Source organism: uncultured Campylobacter sp. (genome assembly GCF_905372745.1).
Classification (GTDB): Bacteria; Campylobacterota; Campylobacteria; order Campylobacterales; family Campylobacteraceae; genus Campylobacter_A.
In genome coordinates this window covers 1-17,422 of record NZ_CAJPQR010000043.1, presented here as the reverse complement: position 1 = coordinate 17,422, position 17,422 = coordinate 1, and the positions used below count along the sequence as shown (strand labels likewise).

The following is a 17,422-nucleotide window of genomic DNA, read 5'->3' as shown; positions in this document are numbered from 1 at the left end:
GCTCTAAATTTAAGCCGTTTTCAAGCCCGTATGCGATAGCTTCGTGAAGCGGGGTGGTTTCTAAAGCTAAATTTAAGTTTGCTGATTTAAGAGAGTTTGACGAAATTTAACTCGCATAAATTTCGCAAGCGACTCAAAGTCCCTGAAGCAAAACCGAGTAGAGCGCGTCTATCTCGTCATCGTCAAGTAGCAGCGTAGAGCGCTCGCTAAAGAGCATTTTTATCTTTTCTATCTCAAACCCCTTTTGTGCGGCGCAGTGCTCGTGAGCGGGTAAAAAGCTCCTGGCTAGTGCCACGCTATCCTCCACTGGCTCATCGCAGATAAAGCAGAAAAGCTCATCGTGTAGCCTGCCCTCGGCCTCTAAAATGCGCACGTAGCTCTCGATGAGTAGGCGTTTGGGAGCGCCCCTGTCAAAGCGTGAGGCACAAAGCTCAAGCTCGCGAAAATACACCTCGTCTATCTGCTCGACGTCTCGCAGGTGCGCGTAGAGTAGGCGCATAAACTGCTGCCATACGAGTAGCCGCTCGCGCGAGAGTAGCCAGCGGTAGCCTAGGTGCAGGACGCTGCGCAGGTGCGGGAGGAAGTTTTCGCCGCCTTCGAGCTCGAAGTCGATCTTGTAGCCTTGCAGGACGTTTGAGTGGCGCGCGCCGTAGAAGCGGTAGGATTTGACTAGCAGCGAGGGCGTGAGGATGTAGACGAGCAGGTCCTCGTCGCGCACTTTTTGCGTGTGCAGGATGTAGCCTTGCATGGTTAGAAAAAGGTTTGGATTTTTTGGCGCAGGATGCCTGGCTCGGCGATATGATTTATCTCGTCGCGAAAGGCGCTGGCGCCGTCTATGCCTTTGGAGTAGCGGTGTAGGTGCTTGCGAAATATCGCCGCTCCGTGCTCGCCGTAGTGCTCGATCATCGCGTCAAAATGTGCCAAGATGATCGCCTTTTTCGTCGCCGCGTCGATACTCTCGCCCGTTTTGATCTCGTGGAAAACCCACGGCTTGCCGATGCAGGCGCGTCCTATCATTAGCGCATCGGCCTTGGTTAAATTTAGCGTCTGGGCCACATTTTCGGGCGAGATGTCGCCGTTTGCGATGACGGGGATGGTTACTGTTTCTTTGGCTCGGCCGATCGCGGCGTAGTCGACCGCTGCCGTATAGCCGCCGGCTCTCGTGCGTCCGTGAAATGCGATGTAGTCCGCTCCAGCGTCCTGCGCGGCGAGGGCTAAAATTTCTGGGATTTTCTCGTCAAAGCCCAGACGTAGTTTGACGCTAGTCATTTGCTTATTTGAGGTTTTTTTGATGGTTTCTACGATGCGTTTTAGGTTCGAGATATCTTTTAGCAGAGCCGAGCCCGCGGACTGTTTGACGACTTTGGGTACTGGGCAGCCGCAGTTTAGATCGATGCCGTCGATACCCTCGATACCGTTTAAAATCTCAACCGATTTTTTGACTATATCCGCGTCGCTGCCCGCTATCTGCACGATATATGGCGTTTCAAGAGGCGATTTTTTGAGCATCTCAAGCGTTTTACTGCCTTCGTAAACTAGAGCGTTTGCGCTTATCATCTCGCTAACCGTCACGTCGCAGCCAAACTGCTTAACCACGCTTCTAAGCGGCAGGTCCGAAAAGCCCGCTAGCGGAGCTAGAAAAAGCGGCTTTTTTGAAAAATCTATCAGCAATGGGCGTGCTTGAAAAATAGATCTGTCGGGATGTTTTTGCCGTTTTGTCTGAGATATAGCAAAGTGCGGAAATTTTGATATTCGCCTGCTTCAAGGCCTGCTAAAACCTCCTGCGCGCGCTCGAGCATCTCAAACTCAAACAGCAGATAGACGTATGCTTCCTGAGCCTCTTGATGTTCGTTTTTGAGGCGTTCGAATATGCCGATGATAGCGTCTGGAGCGATTTTGCTTTTTAGCGTTGCGGCGCTGATATCAAAGCTATCTTTTGAAATTTTATCTGAATTTAATAGCTCTAGAATCTCGTCGTTGCTCAAATTTATCTCGTCTTTGGCAAAGCGGACGATAAGAGTCATGATCTCTTTTTCGTCCAGATCTGGAGCAAATTTTTTGATATCGGCGAGCGAGCCTAAATTTATTAGCTTTTTCCTTGCTTCGCGAGCGATTTCGCCTTGATCGCCCATAGGTTTTTTAAGTGTTTCTAGATAGTATCCGTCCAAATTTGCTATTTTGTTTAGCTCGTTTTTGATAAAGAGCGGATTGTCTTTAGGTAGCTTAAATTTCTTTAGGTCGGCGACTTCGCCGTTTTTGACCGTGCGCACCGTGTCTAGGACGTTTTGTAGCTCCTCGCCATCTATCTTTGCGTCTTTGTATCTATCCCACGGTGAGAGGACTCTGGCTATCTGGGACGGGACTTTATAAAAGTTCGTTTTAAAGTCTTTGTTTGTATCAAGGCCTAGCAAAATTTCCTTACCGAGGTCTCTATAAAATTTCTCATCGTGCGAAATTTTGCGTTTAAAGGCGTAAAATTTAAACCCGTGATAGGCCATGTGGAGCACGCAAAATATCGTCAAAATCGCAGGCGGCAGTATCATCCACACGGCAACGGGTAAATTTAACGTATGTTCTACGTCGCTGCCTAAAAAGGCAAATTTAAGATGAAGCTCGTAAGAGCCGCCCTCAAAAAGATAAACAATCGCGCCGACTACGACCAGGTAAAGCACGGCGTAGACTATAAAACGTTTGATTTGCATGGCGTACCCCTATTTTGCGGTTTTTTCCACTATCTCGCGGCAGGTGATGCAGTATTTTGCGTGCGGTTTGACGCGCAAACGCGCCAGTCCGATATCTTCCTCGCACATCTCGCAGATACCGTAGGTTTTGTCGGCGATCTTTCGAAGCGAGACATCGATCTCGGCTAGTTCTTGTCTTTGCTGAGCGCTGATTGATTGCTCTATGAGCTGATCGGCGTTTACGGAGGCGATATCAAACTCGTCGCTAACGCCGCTTTGGCGTAGCCCTGCCATCTCGTTTGACGAGTCTAAAATATTTTTAGTTATCTGTGCTTTTCGCTCCAGTAAAAGTGCCTTAAACTGCTCCAGGTCGCTTTTGCGCATTTTGTTCCTTTATTTGTGGTATGGGTGGTTCGCGTTTATGCAAAGAGCTCTGAAAATCTGCTCGTGAAGCATAAGCTTTGCTATCTTGTGCGCCATCGTCATGCGGCTCAGGCTAACGACTGCATCTGTTTTTTGTTTAAAATTTTGACTAAGCCCGTAAGCTCCGCCGATAAAAAACGAAATCTGAGCCTTGTCCGAGATGAGTTTAGCAAACTCCTCGCTGTTAAATTCGCGACCCGCTTCGTCAAGCGCCACGCAAAAGCCGTTTAAATTTGGCTCATAAACCTCGTCGTAAGCTTTTAACGCCTCGTCTCGCCCTTTGCTTTGGGCTTTGGCGATCTTGTCGTTAAATATAACGACGTCTGAAATTTTGGCGAATTTCGACGACATCTTCGCGTACTCTTTGATCTCGTTTTCAAAATTTTCACGTTTTGACTTTTGGATGCAAAACACGGAAATTTCCAAATTTATTCCTCGTCGTCCAAGTTTTGAGCGCTCGGCTGCTTAGCGGCGTAGGCCGGGTTGTTTGAGAGCAGCCTTATCATATCGCTCAAAAACTGCTTGTGTTCTTTGCGCTCGACTATGGCGTCTATTAGGCCGTGCTCTAGCAAAAACTCAGATCTTTGAAAACCCTCAGGCAAATCGGCTCCGATGGTTTGCTTGATAACGCGCTGTCCGGCAAAGCCGATGAGAGCGCCGGGCTCTGCGATGATGACGTCGCCTAGCCACGCGAAAGACGCGCTCACACCGCCCATCGTAGGATCGGTTAGGACTGAGATATACGGCACTTTTGCCTCGTCAAGCAGCTTTAGCGCGGCGGAAGTTTTTGACATCTGCATCAGCGAAAACGTACTCTCCTGCATCCTCGCTCCGCCCGAAGCCGAAACGATGATGAGAGGTTGCTTTTTATCGAGCGATCTTTTTACGGCGCGCACGATCTTCTCGCCCTCGACCGAGCCTAAAGACCCACCCATAAAGCTAAAATCAAAAACCGCCAGCTGCACGTTCATGCCGTCGATCTTGGCCTCGCCGCAGATCACGGCCGAGCTTCTGCCCGTTTTTTCCTCGTTTTCGCTTATGCGTTTTTTATAGGATTTTTTATCAACGAATTTGATCGGATCGACGGGCTTTAGCTTGGTGTCAAGCTCGACGAAACTGCCTTCGTCGCAGATCATCGCTATCCTCTTGTCGGCGGATAATCTCATGTGAAAACCGCACTTTGGACAGACGTTAAAATTTGCTTCGACCTCTTTGTAATACATCAGCGAGTGACAGCTGTCGCATTTGACCCAGTGCGCCGGAGCCTCGCTAGGAGCGGATTGTTGCTTTCTCGTTTTGGAAAAAATATCTAAAAAGCTCATGGTTCCTACTTTTTAAAAAATTTAGGGATTATAGCCAAAGTTAGCTTATGTTTTGCTAGTCGGGTATTAAATTTACGCTACGCGCTTTCGGGAGTAGGCGGGTAGAATCGCCGAAATTTACGCCATTGTTTTTTGCTTTTTGTGGAAATTTTAAATTTACGCGGAGGCGGTTTGTAAATTTGAGGTTAAATTTGAGAAATTTGACTGCGGCGCGTTTAAGCTTTATGGTCTAAATTTAAAGTGTTCAAATTTGTAAAATTTAACCCAAAATTTGACGGGATATTAGCTTAAATTCGAGCCTTTAAATTTGCGGCTTACCACTCGATATAGGTTTTTGCCTTTTTTATGTTTGCGATTTTTATTTTTAAAATTTGACCTTCGCTCTCAAAGGAGATTTCTTCATCGTCGGCGGATAAAATTTTGCCTTTTAGTTTTTTGTTTTCGCCGTCTACTTCGGCTGAAATTTTAGCCAGTTCACCAACGCTTGATATAAAATGGCTCGGTTTTTCTAGCTTTCGCTCAAGTCCGGGCGAGCTAACCTCTAGCACGTAGTCTCCGCTAAGCGGCGGCTCGACGTCAAATATAGGCGAAAGCAAACGCGAAACCTTTTCGCAGTCGTCTAAATTTACGCCGCCTGGTTTTGCGATGTAGATCCTATAGATCGCTCTGCCGTTTTCGTTTGCAACCTCGACGTCATAGAGCTGCACGCCGCACTGCGAGATCAAATTTTCAAGATTTTGCATTTTTGTTTAGATCCTCTGAAATTTTTTCAAACAAATCGTCCATGTGGTTTTGATATTCAAGTCTGTCGTCGAATTTAAAGTGAAAATTGGGTGCTCTATACCAGCCCTCGGCCGCCATGCAGTGGTTTTGTAGGTGCTTTGATACGCGCTTTAGGCGGTCTAGTATATAGGCCTGCTCGCGCTCGTCAAACATCATCTTATCAAGATATACGAATGCGTCGTACCTGCCCTTTTTGCACTCGACGTCGGTCACGCAAAGTCCGCGTAAAAGCTCGTCCTCAAGCGTAGATAGGGCTTCTGGCAATAGCTCTTTTAGTACGCTTTGCGTGCGTAGGCGCTTTATCTCCGAGGGGTTCATAGGCTGGCTTGCTCCTCTACTTCTTTAAAGCTCTCGATGTAGTCGCCTTCTCTGATGTCGTTATAGCCGTCGATACCTACGCCGCACTCAAAGCCGCGCGCTACCTCTCTCACGTCGTCTTTGAAGCGTTTTAGTGAGCTTACGGTGCCCTCGTGTACGACTACGCCGTTTCTGATTAGGCGGATTTTCGCGCCGCGGTTTATCGTGCCTTCCGTCACCATGCAGCCTGCGATCGCGCCCACTTTAGGGACGTTGATGACCTGACGTACTTGGGCTTGTCCGAGCTGCTCCTCGTGGATGACAGGCGACATTAAGCCGCTTAGGATCGCTTTGACGTCGTCGAGTAGGTTATAGATGACGTTGTAGGTTTTGATTTCGACGCCGCTTTCTTTGGCTTTTTCTTTCACTTCGCCCGTCGGCCTGATGTTGAAGCCTAAAATCACCGAGTTTTCGCTCGCTCTGGCTAGTTCCACGTCGCTTTGGGTAATGCCGCCCACGCCTGAATGTATGATATTTACTTTTATCTCGTCGTTGCGAAGCTTTTCTAGGCTTGCCTTGATGGCTTCCAGTGAGCCGCCCACGTCGGCTTTTACGATGACAGGGAGCGATTTTAGCTCGCCCTCGGCTATCTTCTCGCTAAGCTCCTCTAGGCTTACTTTGGTAGTCTTGCTGAGCTCTTTTTGACGTAGGTATTCGGCCTTTTTCTGTGCGTATTCACGGGCTTCTTTGTCGGTTTTGACGCTTATTAGCGTTTCGCCGGCTTCAGGAATTTCGCTAAGTCCCATTATCACGCCGCATTCGCCAGGTTTTATCTCTTTTAAAATTTTGCCCTGATCATCGGTTATCGTTCTTATCTTACCGTATGCGACGCCTGCAACTACGATATCGCCGACTCTTAGAGTACCGTTTTCTACGATAACCGTAGCTACCGGACCGCGGCCTTTTTGCTGAGAGCTTTCTATTATGGCTGCTTTGGCGTTTGCCTTTGCGTTTGCCTTTAGTTCTAAAATTTCAGCCTGCAAGAGTACGATCTCTAGTAGATCGTCTATGCCCGTGCCCATCTTTGCAGAGATAGGTACAAACTCGTACGTGCCGCCCCAGTCGGTAGATAGAATATCTAGCTCGGCTAGCTCGCTTTTTACTTTGTCTGGGTTTGCAGCCTCTTTATCCATCTTGTTTATCGCGATGATGATCGGTACGCCAGCGGCTTTTGCGTGACTCACGGCTTCTTTGGTCTGCGGTTTTACGCCGTCGTCGGCTGCGACCACAATGATGACGATATCGGTGATCTTGGCACCTCTTGCGCGCATGGCCGTGAACGCTTCGTGGCCCGGAGTGTCGATAAAGGTAATATTTTTGCCGTTTTTATTTACCATATAGGCGCCCACGTGTTGCGTGATGCCGCCCGCCTCGCCCGCTGCCACGCGCGAGCTTCTGATGTAGTCTAGTAGCGAGGTTTTACCGTGGTCGACGTGGCCCATGATGGTGATAACGGGAGCTCGGACGGTCAAATTTGCATCGTCTAGCTGCTCCTCTTCTTCGTCGTAGGCTTTAACGTAGTCAAATGCTTCTTGCGTATCGACGATATTTACCTCTATGCCAAACTCATCAGCCAAAATCTCTATCGCGTCTTCGTCCAGGAAGTCGTTTTTGGTCGTCATCATGCCTAGCATAAAGAGCTTGCCGATGATTTCGCTAGGTTGCTTGTTGATCTTGTCGGCAAATTCGTAAAGACGGATCTCTTTTGGTATCTCGACGTAGGTTACCGCCTCGCCGTTATGGTCGGCTCGTTGCGATTTTTTATGTTTTTTGCGAGGCCTGCGCGCAGTACCTTGCTCTAGAAATGAACTTACCGATGTATTTAGTACCGGTTTGTAGTTGGTATTTGCAGGTTGTCTTGTTTTTTGAGGCTCCGGAGTTTGCGTTCGTACGGAAAAATCAGGCAATATAACCACGTCCTCATCGTCTATCACGATGTCAGCCATGTCGCGGTCACCGAGTAGATCCATCTTTGTAGCGCCGTCTTTTTTGGTTGCGATGACCGGCTTTTTCTCTTTTTTCTTTTTGCGTTCGATCTTTTCGTCGCTAAATTTAAACATACTTTCTAAATTTAGCGCCGGCGCAGACTCTTTTCTCTCGCTTGCCCTAGGCGCTGGTTGCTCGTCTTTTTTCTTTTTTACGATAACTAGACCGCGTCTTTTTTGTAGACTAACGTCGGCTAGGCTCTCTTTTGGCTGGACCGGCTCGGTGGCAGGCTGGGCCTTTGGTTCCTCTTTTGGCGCTGCTGGAGTTTTTGGTTCTGACGCTTTTTCGGCCGGTTTTTGAGTGACTGATTTTTGTTCTTTTTCGGATTTTTCGTCGTTTTTTGTTTCTACTTTTTCTTTGAGCAAAGGCTTCTCTTCTTTTGCGGAGCTTGGTTTTTTGGCCTCTTTTGGCTTGCTTTCTTTTTCCTCTTTGCTCTCTTTGGCTTCTGCCTTTTTGACGGTCGGTTTTTTCTTTTCCGGTTTTTTCTTGAGAGCTTCGGGGATCTCGCCGGTTTGGATGTAGGTGTATAGCGCCGCCGCTTCTTCAGGACTAACGCCGCTTGAGTGCGTTTTGACCTTTAGCCCAAGCTCAATAGCCTTTTCCAAAACCTCTTTGCTATTGTAGCCGAGCTCATTTGCTATCTCTGAAATACGAACAGTCCCCATTTAAGAGTATCTCCTTTAAATTTTGCCCGTTTTGTAGCGTCGCGATAAAGCTGCCTGCGACTCTTCCGAGCGATTTTCTTAAAATTTTCTCGTCTTTTTTTAGACATTCTTCGCAAAGATAAAAGCTGCGTCCGTTTCCGTTTCCGAAAAATAGCGAAGAATTTATCAGTCTGTATCTACGCAAAATTTGCTGTTCAAAGCGCTTTTTGCAGACCACGCACGTCCTGATAGGGATAAATTTTTGAGCCATTATTATAACTTTTTTTAGCTTTTTTTTAGCTTTGTAGGATTTTTATCCCGTCGTTGTCGAAATTAAAAATTTCAACTCGAAAGCTCTTAAATTTATCTTGCAGTTTTTGTTTTAAATTTGCCGCATCGCCCGCATAAACGATGTTTAAAAAGCTAGATCCGCTGCCAGAAAGCGTGCTTAAAAGAGCGCCGTTCTCGTAGGCTATCTTGCGCACTTCAAAGAGCTCGGGCAGGTTTTGCATGCGGATTTGTTCGTGCATGACGTCTTTTGCCGCCGTTCTTAAAAGCTCGTAGTTTTCGCTAAAAAAGCAAGCCGTGAGAAATGCGGCATGAGAGAGGTTACTAACGCACTCGCTCATCGTGAAATTTTTAGGTAGCTTGGCACGCGATTCGTTCGTGCTCATGGGCTTATCGGGGATCACGACTACGGCTTTTATATCGGCGCTTAAATGTTTTTTTAGAGATTTTACTTTGCCGTTTTCAACGACGGAGCTAACAAAACCGCCAAGCGTTGCCGGAGCTATGTTGTCCGGGTGATTTTCGTAAACTAGAGCTTGGTTTAAAATAGCATTTTTATCCGCCTTAAATCCAGCTGCCGCGTAAGCTGCCGCGATGGCTGAAGTGATAACTGCAGAGGAGCTACCAAGGCCGCGAGAGAACGGAATTTGATTGGTAAAAATCATACGAAAAGTATCTTTTTTACCCATTAGTTTGAGGTAAATTTCGTTAAAAATGGAAAGAAAAATGTTGTTTTTTTTAAGAATCGCGTTGTCTTTGCCTTCGCCCAAAATGCTTACCGAGGCGAAATTTGCCCTCGTTATCTCGACTGTGTTGTGTAGCTCTAAGGCAAGACCCAGGGCGTCAAAACCCGGACCGATGTTTGCGCTAGTGGCGGGAACTAAAATTTGCAAGAAATCTCCTAAACGGCTTGAATAACGTAATTTGGTAGGGTATCTAAATTTAGATTTAAAACGGCTAAATTTTGCGGCAAGCCAAATTCGCCAGCTTGCGCTTTTTGCAGTTTTATGCCATCGGGAGTATCTACGAAGCTTAAATTTTTATTCGCCCGTATCGGTGTGCCGCCGTTTAGCTCAAAGCCGCTAACTGCGTAAAATTCGCACTCTTTTACGATACTAATCGTCTTTAAAACGACGTAGGCAACTTTTACGCCCATGAAGCTACCAGGACCGTTTGCGTAGATGATTTTTTGTAGGTTAAATTTGCCGCCGTTTAAGATCTCGTCTGTTATTTTTACGAGGGAGACGTCGGATTTTTCTTCGCTAGAAATTTGCTCTAAAAGCTCGCCGTTTTCGTCATAAACGCCGACGATTAGCGGCGAGCTAAGAGCGATAACTAAAATTTGGATATTTTTTATGCAAATACCTTTTGATATTCGCGCGCGAAATCGCCTTTTAGCGTGACGATTTCGTAGTTTTTATCGTCGCTTAGGATAGCTAGCGTTAGCTCGTGGTTTAGCTCGTGACTGCCCGCGAAGCTCGTATAATCAGCCATCAATGGCGCGCCCATTAGGCTTAGATCGCCGATTGCGTCTAAAATTTTATGACGAACGAATTCGTTTTCAAAGCGCAGACCTTCGGGATTTAAAATTTTATTATCGTCGATGACTACGGCGTTATCTAGGCTACCGCCGAGGGCTAAATTTTGCGCTCTTAGCATCTGCACGTCTTTTAAAAATCCAAACGTCCTAGCGCGCGCGATCTCCTCGATGTAGGCTTGTTTACTAAACTCAAACACATAGTTTTGCTCGCCGATTATCGGGTGGGCAAATTTGATCGTAAAGTCGAATTTCGGGTTATTTGACGGCGTCACTCTGGCAAATTTTCCGTTTTTGTTTACTTCTACCGGGCGTTTGATTACGATTACTTTTTTGTCCGCGTCAAGCTCCGCTGTGCCGGCTTCATCCAGCATCATGCAGTAGCTTATCGCCGAGCCGTCCATTACCGGCACTTCGTTGGCATCTAGGACTATGCGGACGTTATCTATGCCGTAGCCGTTTATCGCGCTAAGGAGGTGCTCGATCGTCGAGATGTAGCCCTCTTTGCCGCCGATTACGGTTGCCATTTGAGTGTTTATCACATTTTTTGGCTCCGCTTTAAAGCTCACTCCGAGGTCTTTTCTGTAAAATATTATCCCCGAATTTGCCCCGAGCGGTTCAAGCGTGATTTTTATCGGTTCACCCTTGTGAAGTCCGATGCCTACGCCTTCTACGGTTGATTTTATAGTTGTTTGTTTCAAATTTTCGCCCTTATTTTTCTTATTCTTGCCATTATACAACAAATTTACAACAAAATGGCAAATTTATTCGACCATTTTTTTGGCCGCGCTCAAAACGCCGGTTACATTATCCTTCATCCAGCCGTTATCCATCCACTCTTCGGGGCGCACTTCTATGCCTTGAACTAGCATGCCAAAGTGCAAATGATCACCCATCGCTAGACCCGTAACGCCCGTGTTTGCGATGACGTCGCCCGCCTTGACCGAGTCGCCGGCTTTGACGTTTAGCGAGCTGCAGTGTCCGTAGAGCGAAAATAGCCCAAATCCGTGATTTATCAGGATGTTGCGCCCGTAGATGCCGTTATCCGCGGCAAATTCTACCGTGCCGTCGTTGCTAGCGACGATGTCGGCTCTTTGCGTCGAGGCTAGGTCGATACCCATGTGCCAGCTTTCGCTGACGTCTTTATCCTCAAATGTATAATATCTGTGGTCGCCGAAGCTAGCCACCGCTTTGCCGTTTTTTAGCGGGTAAAATTTATTTACGCTAAAGTTTTCCGCCGCGTCTATCTCGACTTTTGCGGCGATTTGCGAGATTATTTTCTCATTTGCCTCGCGGAGATTTTCATTTACGAATTTCATCTTTTCCAGATTGCTCATAGCGTCGTAGTTTTTAGCGTATTGTTGCGCTAGTTCCGGGATTTTTTCGTTTAAAAATCTACTTTGGCCGTCTAGTTTTATTTTTGAGATGCGGTATTTTTTGTCTTGGTAGAAAAATCTTATCTTGCTTTTGGTTATATTTCCCGCCGCATCAAGCGCTACGACGTCGGCGCTAAACGAGCCTTGTTGCGCCGGCCATGCCACTAGCGAGGCGTAGTAGCCCTCTTTTACGAATTTGCTCGGGATAAATTTCTTACCGTAATTCGTCTCGATATAGACCTCTTTTAGCATCTCATCGGTGGCCTTAAACACGACCGTCGCACTACCGCCTTTTGTGATGGCGTACGAGTGGTTTAGGATGTTTACGTCGGGTTTTTTGTTATCGACGGTGATTTTGACCTCTTTTTTTTGCGTGTTGCCGAGGAAAAATCCCCATTTGCTCGTATCCGTGGCCTCAATTACGATGTTGTAGATATCTTTTTGCGCGGCAAATCCAGTTTTCGGAAAGGTCAAATTTAAATCGACGATCTCAGACGGCGCTTCAAATTTTTGAGTTAGCAAATTTACGCTACCTTTTTCGTCTACAAGCGAAATTTTAACCGATTTTACGCCGCTTTCGTCGGTTATTTTGATCGGCAAAGGCGAGGTTAGGTTCCAGTAAATTTGATCCGAGATAGCTATGCTAGGCGCTTCTCGCTCAAATGTTTTTGAAGTAAATAAAAAAGCTATCGCCGCAACTAAAAGTAAAATAATAACGCCGAAAAATATCAAATTTGGATTGCCGCGTCTTCTCATAAAATCTCCTAAATCTTAAAGATGCCGATTTTACTAAAAAGCGATAAATTTAAGGTAAATTTGAGCCCGAATTTATAAAATTTCGCGTATTTTTCTAGCTTCGCTCATCCATTCTCGCAGCTCGTCCCACTTCTCGTTTTTGATTAAATTTTCGCATTCGTCAAGCTCTTTTTTGAAAAGGTCTATCGAATTTATCAAATTTTGCTTGTTTTGTTTAAAGATATCCGTCCACATCACGGGCGAGCTTTTGGCGATCCTGATCATGCCGTTAAATCCCGTTCCGCTTAGCGCGATGATATTTTTTTTGTTTTCCTTTTTTAGCACGCTGCTAGCTAGCGAAAAGCTGATAGCGTGGGGCAGGTGGGAGATCACGCTGGCGTGGTGGTCGTGCTCCGCCGCGCTCATGAAGATAATCTTCATACCCAGGTGCGAAAAGAGCTCGACCGAGCGCTTGACGTGCATCTCGCCGCTTTCTTTAAAGTCGCAGATAGCTACGACCGCGTCTTTAAAAAGTCCAGAAAACGCAGCAGTCGGACCGGAGTACTCCGTGCCCGCCATCGGGTGAGCGGGGATGAAATTTTGCCTGATGCTCTCAGGCACGGCTTCTATGATTTTTTGCTTAGTGCTACCAAGATCTACGATAGTCGTGTTTTCGCCGATGCCTTCAAATTCTTTGACGATTTTGATGATGGCTTCTACGGGGATGGCTAGAAATATCATGTCGCACTTTTGCTTCATCTGCTCAAGAGTTAAAATTTCATGCACGAGGCCGAGCTTGATTGCCTGCTCTTCGTGCTCTTTGTTTAGATCCATGCCGCTAACGCAGCTGATTAGTTTTTCGTTTTTTAGGCTAAGACCTAGTGAGCCGCCGATGAGTCCTAGGCCTACGATACCGATTTTCATAAATTCACCTTTTAAATTTATATTGTTTAAAAATAAAATGTGCTATTATACAGCCTTATCATCACTTTTAGGTTAAATAAATGAAAAAAAGCGTTTTTCTACTACTTCTGGGTGCTGTTTTGGCAAATGCCCAGCAGATAACTTCCATAAATTTTAAAGGTCTTGTACATCTGTCTCCCGAAACTGCAAAGGAGATAATGGGGCTAAAAGTCGGCGACGATCTAAGCGGCGATAGTACGGATAGGGCGATCGCAAAGCTCTTTAGGCAGGGCTACTTCGACGATATATATATCGAAAACGAGGGCGGCGACGTAACCGTAACGGTAAAAGAAAAGCCTAGCATCGCTCGTATCGATATCAAGGGCGTAGTGACTAACGACAAAACCGCTATCGACGGGCTAATCAACATCAAGCAAGGCAATATGTATGACGAGCTAGCCATCGAGCGCGCAAAAGAGCGCATCAGGCAGTACTACGAGTCAAAGGGATACTTCGACACGATCGTAGACGTAACAAAAGAGCCGGTAGCAGGCAATGAAAGCAGCCTTTTTGTCACGATGAACATAAACCGCGGCGAAAATATCATAATAGAAAATGTAAATTTAGTCGGCGCAAAGCTTTTTGATTATGACGACGTGGAGCCTGTGGTAGCGAATAAAGAGCGCGAATTCATGGGCTGGATGTGGGGTAGAAATGATGGTAAGGTTAAGCTTTTCGAGCTACCAAACGATCCTGCGAGAATCCAAGACAAATACTATCAAAAAGGCTACCTAGACGCCACCGTCTCAAACCCGTATCTAAACGCCTATATGGATAATTACACCGCAGACCTCACCTACTACGTGACCGAGGGCGAGCAGTATAGGGTGTCTAGCGTAGATATCGAAGCGCCTGAGTTTTTAGAGCTTGATAAAGAGAAAATTTTAAAAGACTTTAGGCTAGAGAGCGGCGACGTGATGAACTCCGCTCGCCTAAGGCAAGACATGAAAAAGCTCGACGATATCGTGGCGGATAAGGGATATGCATTCGTAAGGATAAATCCAAAAACCGAGAAAAACGTCGAGGATAAGACCGTAAGTATCGTCTACGAGGTCGTGCCGGACGAAAAAGTATATATAAGAAACGTACAAATTTCAGGTAACGATAGAACCGTAGACAGAGTCGTTAGACGCGAGCTATACCTCACGGAGGGAAACTTATATAGTAGAACCGATCTGCAAGATAGCAAGGACGCGCTAAAGCGAACGAGCTACTTTGACGATGTCGAGATCGAGGAGCAACGCGTCGGGGCAAATCAAGTCGATCTACTCGTAAAAGTAAAAGAGGCCTCCACCGGCTCTATTAGCGGCGGTATCGGCTACGGCAGCTCGGACGGTTTGTTGCTTAACGCAAGTTTGTCGGATACGAACGTGTTCGGTAGCGGCATGAAGGGCGTCGTAAGCGTCGATAGAAGCGATAACGAACTCTCAGGCCAGATAGGTTTAACCAACCCGCGCCTTTTTGATAGCGAATATAGTCTAGGCGGCACGCTATACGCTAACGACTATAACTGGAACAGCTACGACGAGAAATCATACGGCTTAAACGTCGTAGTGGGTAGAAAACTAACCAGAAATTTAAGCGCGTCTTTGGGCTATATCATCGAACAAAGCCGTATCAGCGGACTTAGTGATGTGTTAAAAACCGTCGGCTACAAAGACGGCAAGAGCCTAAAAAGCTCGCTCATCCCGTCTATTACCTATAACAGCACGGATGATTATTACCTGCCTCGCACCGGTATCATCGCAAGCACTAGCCTAGAGTTTGCGGGTGTGGGCGGAGATGAGAAATTTTTAAAGAGCAGAACGAATTTCAACTGGTATCAGGGCATTAGAGAGTGGGTGGACTACGACCTTATTTTCAGGTTTAAATCAAGCTTCGGTAAAATTTGGGATCGCGGCTGGGTGCCTATCAACGAGAGACTATATCTAGGCGGTATCAGAAATCTACGCGGATTTGAGAGTAGAACCGTCTCTCCTAAAGTCAAAGTCTCTAGCGGCAGCTGGTATGAGACAGGCGGCGATATGTCGTTTAATAGCTCGGCCGAGCTTAGCTTTCCGTTAATAGAGCGCGTAAAGATGCGCGGCGTGCTGTTCTTTGACTACGGCGTGATCCACGGCAAGATCGCAAACGTCACGGCTCCGGGCATCGTAGATCATATCGACGGACGCATCAGCAGATACAGTGCGGGCGCCGGTATCGAGTGGGTAACGCCTATGGGACCGCTTCAGCTAATCTTTGCTAAACCGCTCAAAAAGCAAGACGGCGACGATACGAGCACGTTTGAATTTACTATCGGACAGCGCTTCTAAAATTTACGCGGGCGCTTGGCTTTGCCTCTCGTCCGCCTCTTTTTCTTGTTTTATAAATTAATCTCTTCTAATCGGGAGTTTTGTTCTCCATTGATTTTTATGCTTTTTAAGCTTGGCTTGTAGGCGGGTACTCTGTGCGGTCGCTATTTTTAAGCTTTATATTTTTGTATTAAATTTTATGCTTGCCCGTAAAACCCGATTTGCAAAAATGTAAAACCGTATTGCCGAGTCCGCTTTTTAAGTTTGTTAAATTTACTTTGGATGCCGCCCTTTGAGCCCTTATGCTCGCGGCTAAATTTTTCGGCTACGCTTGGATTTCACTTGGACGTAGCGACTAAATTTAGGTTGCGTTTGTTGCCGGTTTTGAAGTAGTCGTCAAATTTGGCAAGCGCGGCGTAAAAAGACAAACTAAAACGTCGGCGCGTATAAAGCCAAAAAATAAATGCAAAAAGTCGCTAGAGTAAATTTGAGGGTTTTAAATTTATGCGAATTTTAAAAAAACTAGCTAGCTAAGCCCGTCCGATTTGCAAAAGCGGTAAAATAGCGCAAAATACAAAAACAAAATGAGAGCGGCATATCTTTTGTTTTGACGCTGCAGGCGTAAATTTACGCTTATTTAGCAAGGTTTATATGAAGTATTTTGCTGGTCTAATAAAAGTCGAATTCGGGCTAGATTTGGGCATAAATTTAACCGCGCAAATATCGCAAAAGCTAAACGACGCCGTTAAAGGCTTGCAAATCTAAATGCGAGGTCGGCAACACGCCTCATAAATTTGGGCGCTAAACCAAGCTTTGGAGTGATTGATAAAGCAAATAAAGGCTAACGCTTATGTTTTAAATCGCCTAAATTTAGATAAACTAGCGCGGATAAAATTTGCGCTAAATCTAAATTTAAACGCGATTTTAAAGCACAAAAAGACTAAAGTTAAATCGCTCGAATTTACCTGCAAAAAGACTACATACTCGGTAAATCTTACGCAACTTTACGGGCGCTAAGAAGGTGCTTTGATCCTTAAAGGCGCAACCCCAAAATGCTAGCCTTAGGCGTCTAATAACGCAAGCGGCCAAACCCTATCTGTCGTAAAATTTGCTAAGCACGCTACCGCTAATATCCCTGCGCTCCCCGTCTTCTATTATCGCAGCTTTACGATCTACATCGACGGTTTTATCTGTGCTTATGATAAATTTAATCTCATACGAACGTGAGCCGATTTTCTTTGGCATATCGCCGAAAAATATAGGCTTTGGCGGACGCTGCGAGTCAAGCGCAGCCCACTGAAACTGATTTACGAAAGTAGCAAATATAAGAGATCTTCCGTTTAGCTTATGTTTATCCAAAAGCTCGCTAGCTAGAGCGTCGTTATCGCAGGTTACCGGCGCGCCGAAGGTGTGTTTCTTTTCTTTTTCCTCGTCGTATTTACAAAATTTATTCGCTAACGCGAGCAGCTCTTCTTTGCTAGCATCGACGCTGGCCTCGGTTTTTAGGTCGTTATAGGTTTGCATTATCCGCTCTAGCGCCTTGTCTACGTTTTTTTGCGCCTCGTCTTTGGCTTTTTGCACGGCCTCCTCGTATCTGGCGTTTTGGTTGTCAAACTGAGCTTCGAGGATAGCGTCCGAGACCTCGCAGGTTACTTTGACCGCTTTTAAATCCTTTGCGCTGACGTCCTCCCACTTGACGCTTTTGCAGCCTTCATACCCGTCTATGGCCGCTCCTATCGTCATTGATTTTTTCTGCGGCAGAGTGTAGTTTTTCACGGTATCTATGTTGTTATCGCCGCATCCAACTAGCGCCAAAACAGCGGCTATGATAGAAAATTTAGCTTTCATTTATCCTCCTAAAAATTTAAAATTTAAATGTATCTAAATTTAGCTTAATATTAAGAATCATATAAAGGCGAGAGATAAATGCTAGTTTGCGGGCCGCGCGCGTAAATTTAACCGCGCGACGAGCCTACTTAAATTTAATTAAAAATTATAGTGAAAATTCACCATAAACGACCTCTCGTCGCCTAGTC

General features: G+C 46.1%; 18 protein-coding genes. 2 read left to right on the top strand and 16 right to left on the bottom strand.

Annotated elements, in window-relative coordinates:
• Positions 1–133: 133 nt before the first annotated feature.
• From recO to QZ157_RS09675, 15 genes are all read right to left on the bottom strand, one after another.
• Positions 134–748, bottom strand: coding sequence for a recombination protein RecO (gene recO / locus QZ157_RS09745; protein WP_295145011.1), 615 nt, complete (start codon positions 746–748; stop codon positions 134–136).
• A gap of 2 nt (positions 749–750) precedes the next feature.
• Positions 751–1,668: a tRNA-dihydrouridine synthase gene (locus QZ157_RS09740; protein ID WP_295145014.1), complete on the bottom strand. Its 918-nt coding sequence runs from the start codon at positions 1,666–1,668 to the stop codon at positions 751–753.
• Positions 1,665–2,702: a LapA family protein gene (locus QZ157_RS09735; RefSeq protein WP_295145008.1), complete on the bottom strand. Its 1,038-nt coding sequence runs from the start codon at positions 2,700–2,702 to the stop codon at positions 1,665–1,667. The genes QZ157_RS09740 and QZ157_RS09735 overlap by 4 nt, the downstream gene beginning before the upstream one ends.
• Positions 2,703–2,711: 9 nt before the next feature.
• Positions 2,712–3,065, bottom strand: coding sequence for an RNA polymerase-binding protein DksA (dksA, locus tag QZ157_RS09730; RefSeq protein ID WP_002952411.1), 354 nt, complete (start codon positions 3,063–3,065; stop codon positions 2,712–2,714).
• Positions 3,066–3,074: 9 nt separating this feature from the next.
• On the bottom strand, positions 3,075–3,530 hold the full coding sequence (locus QZ157_RS09725; RefSeq protein ID WP_002947511.1) for a 23S rRNA (pseudouridine(1915)-N(3))-methyltransferase RlmH: 456 nt from the start codon (positions 3,528–3,530) through the stop codon (positions 3,075–3,077).
• Positions 3,531–3,532: 2 nt separating this feature from the next.
• On the bottom strand, positions 3,533–4,426 hold the full coding sequence (accD, locus tag QZ157_RS09720; protein WP_295145004.1) for an acetyl-CoA carboxylase, carboxyltransferase subunit beta: 894 nt from the start codon (positions 4,424–4,426) through the stop codon (positions 3,533–3,535).
• Positions 4,427–4,740: 314 nt separating this feature from the next.
• A complete protein-coding gene (rimP, locus tag QZ157_RS09715; RefSeq protein WP_122863292.1) occupies positions 4,741–5,169 on the bottom strand; it encodes a ribosome maturation factor RimP in 429 nt (142 codons plus the stop codon).
• Positions 5,156–5,527, bottom strand: coding sequence for a 30S ribosome-binding factor RbfA (gene rbfA, locus QZ157_RS09710; RefSeq protein WP_002943703.1), 372 nt, complete (start codon positions 5,525–5,527; stop codon positions 5,156–5,158). Before rbfA ends, rimP begins: the two co-directional genes overlap by 14 nt.
• Positions 5,524–8,217 carry a translation initiation factor IF-2 gene (gene infB / locus QZ157_RS09705; RefSeq protein WP_295144998.1) on the bottom strand — a complete coding sequence of 898 codons (2,694 nt, stop codon included), beginning with the start codon at positions 8,215–8,217 and terminating at the stop codon, positions 5,524–5,526. Before infB ends, rbfA begins: the two co-directional genes overlap by 4 nt.
• The gene (locus QZ157_RS09700) at positions 8,183–8,467 is read right to left on the bottom strand and encodes a hypothetical protein (protein WP_295144996.1); all 285 of its coding nucleotides are present in this window, start codon (positions 8,465–8,467) and stop codon (positions 8,183–8,185) included. The genes infB and QZ157_RS09700 overlap by 35 nt, the downstream gene beginning before the upstream one ends.
• 25 nt (positions 8,468–8,492) lie before the next feature.
• Positions 8,493–9,377 carry a homoserine kinase gene (thrB, locus tag QZ157_RS09695; RefSeq protein WP_295144993.1) on the bottom strand — a complete coding sequence of 295 codons (885 nt, stop codon included), beginning with the start codon at positions 9,375–9,377 and terminating at the stop codon, positions 8,493–8,495.
• 8 nt (positions 9,378–9,385) lie between these two features.
• The gene (locus QZ157_RS09690; protein ID WP_295144990.1) at positions 9,386–9,640 is read right to left on the bottom strand and encodes a glycoprotease; all 255 of its coding nucleotides are present in this window, start codon (positions 9,638–9,640) and stop codon (positions 9,386–9,388) included.
• A 197-nt stretch (positions 9,641–9,837) separates the two neighbouring features.
• A complete protein-coding gene (gene lpxC, locus QZ157_RS09685) occupies positions 9,838–10,722 on the bottom strand; it encodes a UDP-3-O-acyl-N-acetylglucosamine deacetylase (protein ID WP_295144988.1) in 885 nt (294 codons plus the stop codon).
• Between the two features lie 63 nt (positions 10,723–10,785).
• Positions 10,786–12,153, bottom strand: a complete 1,368-nt coding sequence (locus QZ157_RS09680) for a peptidoglycan DD-metalloendopeptidase family protein (protein WP_295144985.1) — start codon at positions 12,151–12,153, stop codon at positions 10,786–10,788.
• Between the two features lie 72 nt (positions 12,154–12,225).
• A complete protein-coding gene (locus QZ157_RS09675; protein ID WP_295144983.1) occupies positions 12,226–13,056 on the bottom strand; it encodes a prephenate dehydrogenase in 831 nt (276 codons plus the stop codon).
• Positions 13,057–13,136: 80 nt separating this feature from the next.
• Between QZ157_RS09675 and bamA the strand changes: the two genes are divergently transcribed.
• Positions 13,137–15,407, top strand: coding sequence for an outer membrane protein assembly factor BamA (gene bamA / locus QZ157_RS09670; RefSeq protein ID WP_295144980.1), 2,271 nt, complete (start codon positions 13,137–13,139; stop codon positions 15,405–15,407).
• A gap of 801 nt (positions 15,408–16,208) precedes the next feature.
• Complete coding sequence (locus QZ157_RS09665) at positions 16,209–16,403, top strand: hypothetical protein (protein WP_295144977.1); 195 nt, start codon at positions 16,209–16,211, stop codon at positions 16,401–16,403.
• Positions 16,404–16,478: 75 nt separating this feature from the next.
• Here QZ157_RS09665 and QZ157_RS09660 read toward each other — a convergent pair whose 3' ends face one another.
• Positions 16,479–17,234 carry a hypothetical protein gene (locus QZ157_RS09660; protein WP_295144975.1) on the bottom strand — a complete coding sequence of 252 codons (756 nt, stop codon included), beginning with the start codon at positions 17,232–17,234 and terminating at the stop codon, positions 16,479–16,481.
• Positions 17,235–17,422 lie beyond the last annotated feature (188 nt).

Bases quoted from the DNA above. Each gene is read 5' to 3' on its own strand.
- recO (WP_295145011.1), bottom strand. From the start codon at position 748: ATGCAAGGCTACATCCTGCACACGCAAAAAGTGCGCGACGAGGACCTG.
- QZ157_RS09735 (WP_295145008.1), bottom strand. From the start codon at position 2,702: ATGCAAATCAAACGTTTTATAGTCTACGCCGTGCTTTACCTGGTCGTA.
- dksA (WP_002952411.1), bottom strand. From the start codon at position 3,065: ATGCGCAAAAGCGACCTGGAGCAGTTTAAGGCACTTTTACTGGAGCGA.
- accD (WP_295145004.1), bottom strand. From the start codon at position 4,426: ATGAGCTTTTTAGATATTTTTTCCAAAACGAGAAAGCAACAATCCGCT.
- rimP (WP_122863292.1), bottom strand. From the start codon at position 5,169: ATGCAAAATCTTGAAAATTTGATCTCGCAGTGCGGCGTGCAGCTCTAT.
- rbfA (WP_002943703.1), bottom strand. From the start codon at position 5,527: ATGAACCCCTCGGAGATAAAGCGCCTACGCACGCAAAGCGTACTAAAA.
- infB (WP_295144998.1), bottom strand. From the start codon at position 8,217: ATGGGGACTGTTCGTATTTCAGAGATAGCAAATGAGCTCGGCTACAAT.
- QZ157_RS09700 (WP_295144996.1), bottom strand. From the start codon at position 8,467: ATGGCTCAAAAATTTATCCCTATCAGGACGTGCGTGGTCTGCAAAAAG.
- QZ157_RS09690 (WP_295144990.1), bottom strand. From the start codon at position 9,640: ATGGGCGTAAAAGTTGCCTACGTCGTTTTAAAGACGATTAGTATCGTA.
- QZ157_RS09680 (WP_295144985.1), bottom strand. From the start codon at position 12,153: ATGAGAAGACGCGGCAATCCAAATTTGATATTTTTCGGCGTTATTATT.
- QZ157_RS09675 (WP_295144983.1), bottom strand. From the start codon at position 13,056: ATGAAAATCGGTATCGTAGGCCTAGGACTCATCGGCGGCTCACTAGGT.
- bamA (WP_295144980.1), top strand. From the start codon at position 13,137: ATGAAAAAAAGCGTTTTTCTACTACTTCTGGGTGCTGTTTTGGCAAAT.
- QZ157_RS09660 (WP_295144975.1), bottom strand. From the start codon at position 17,234: ATGAAAGCTAAATTTTCTATCATAGCCGCTGTTTTGGCGCTAGTTGGA.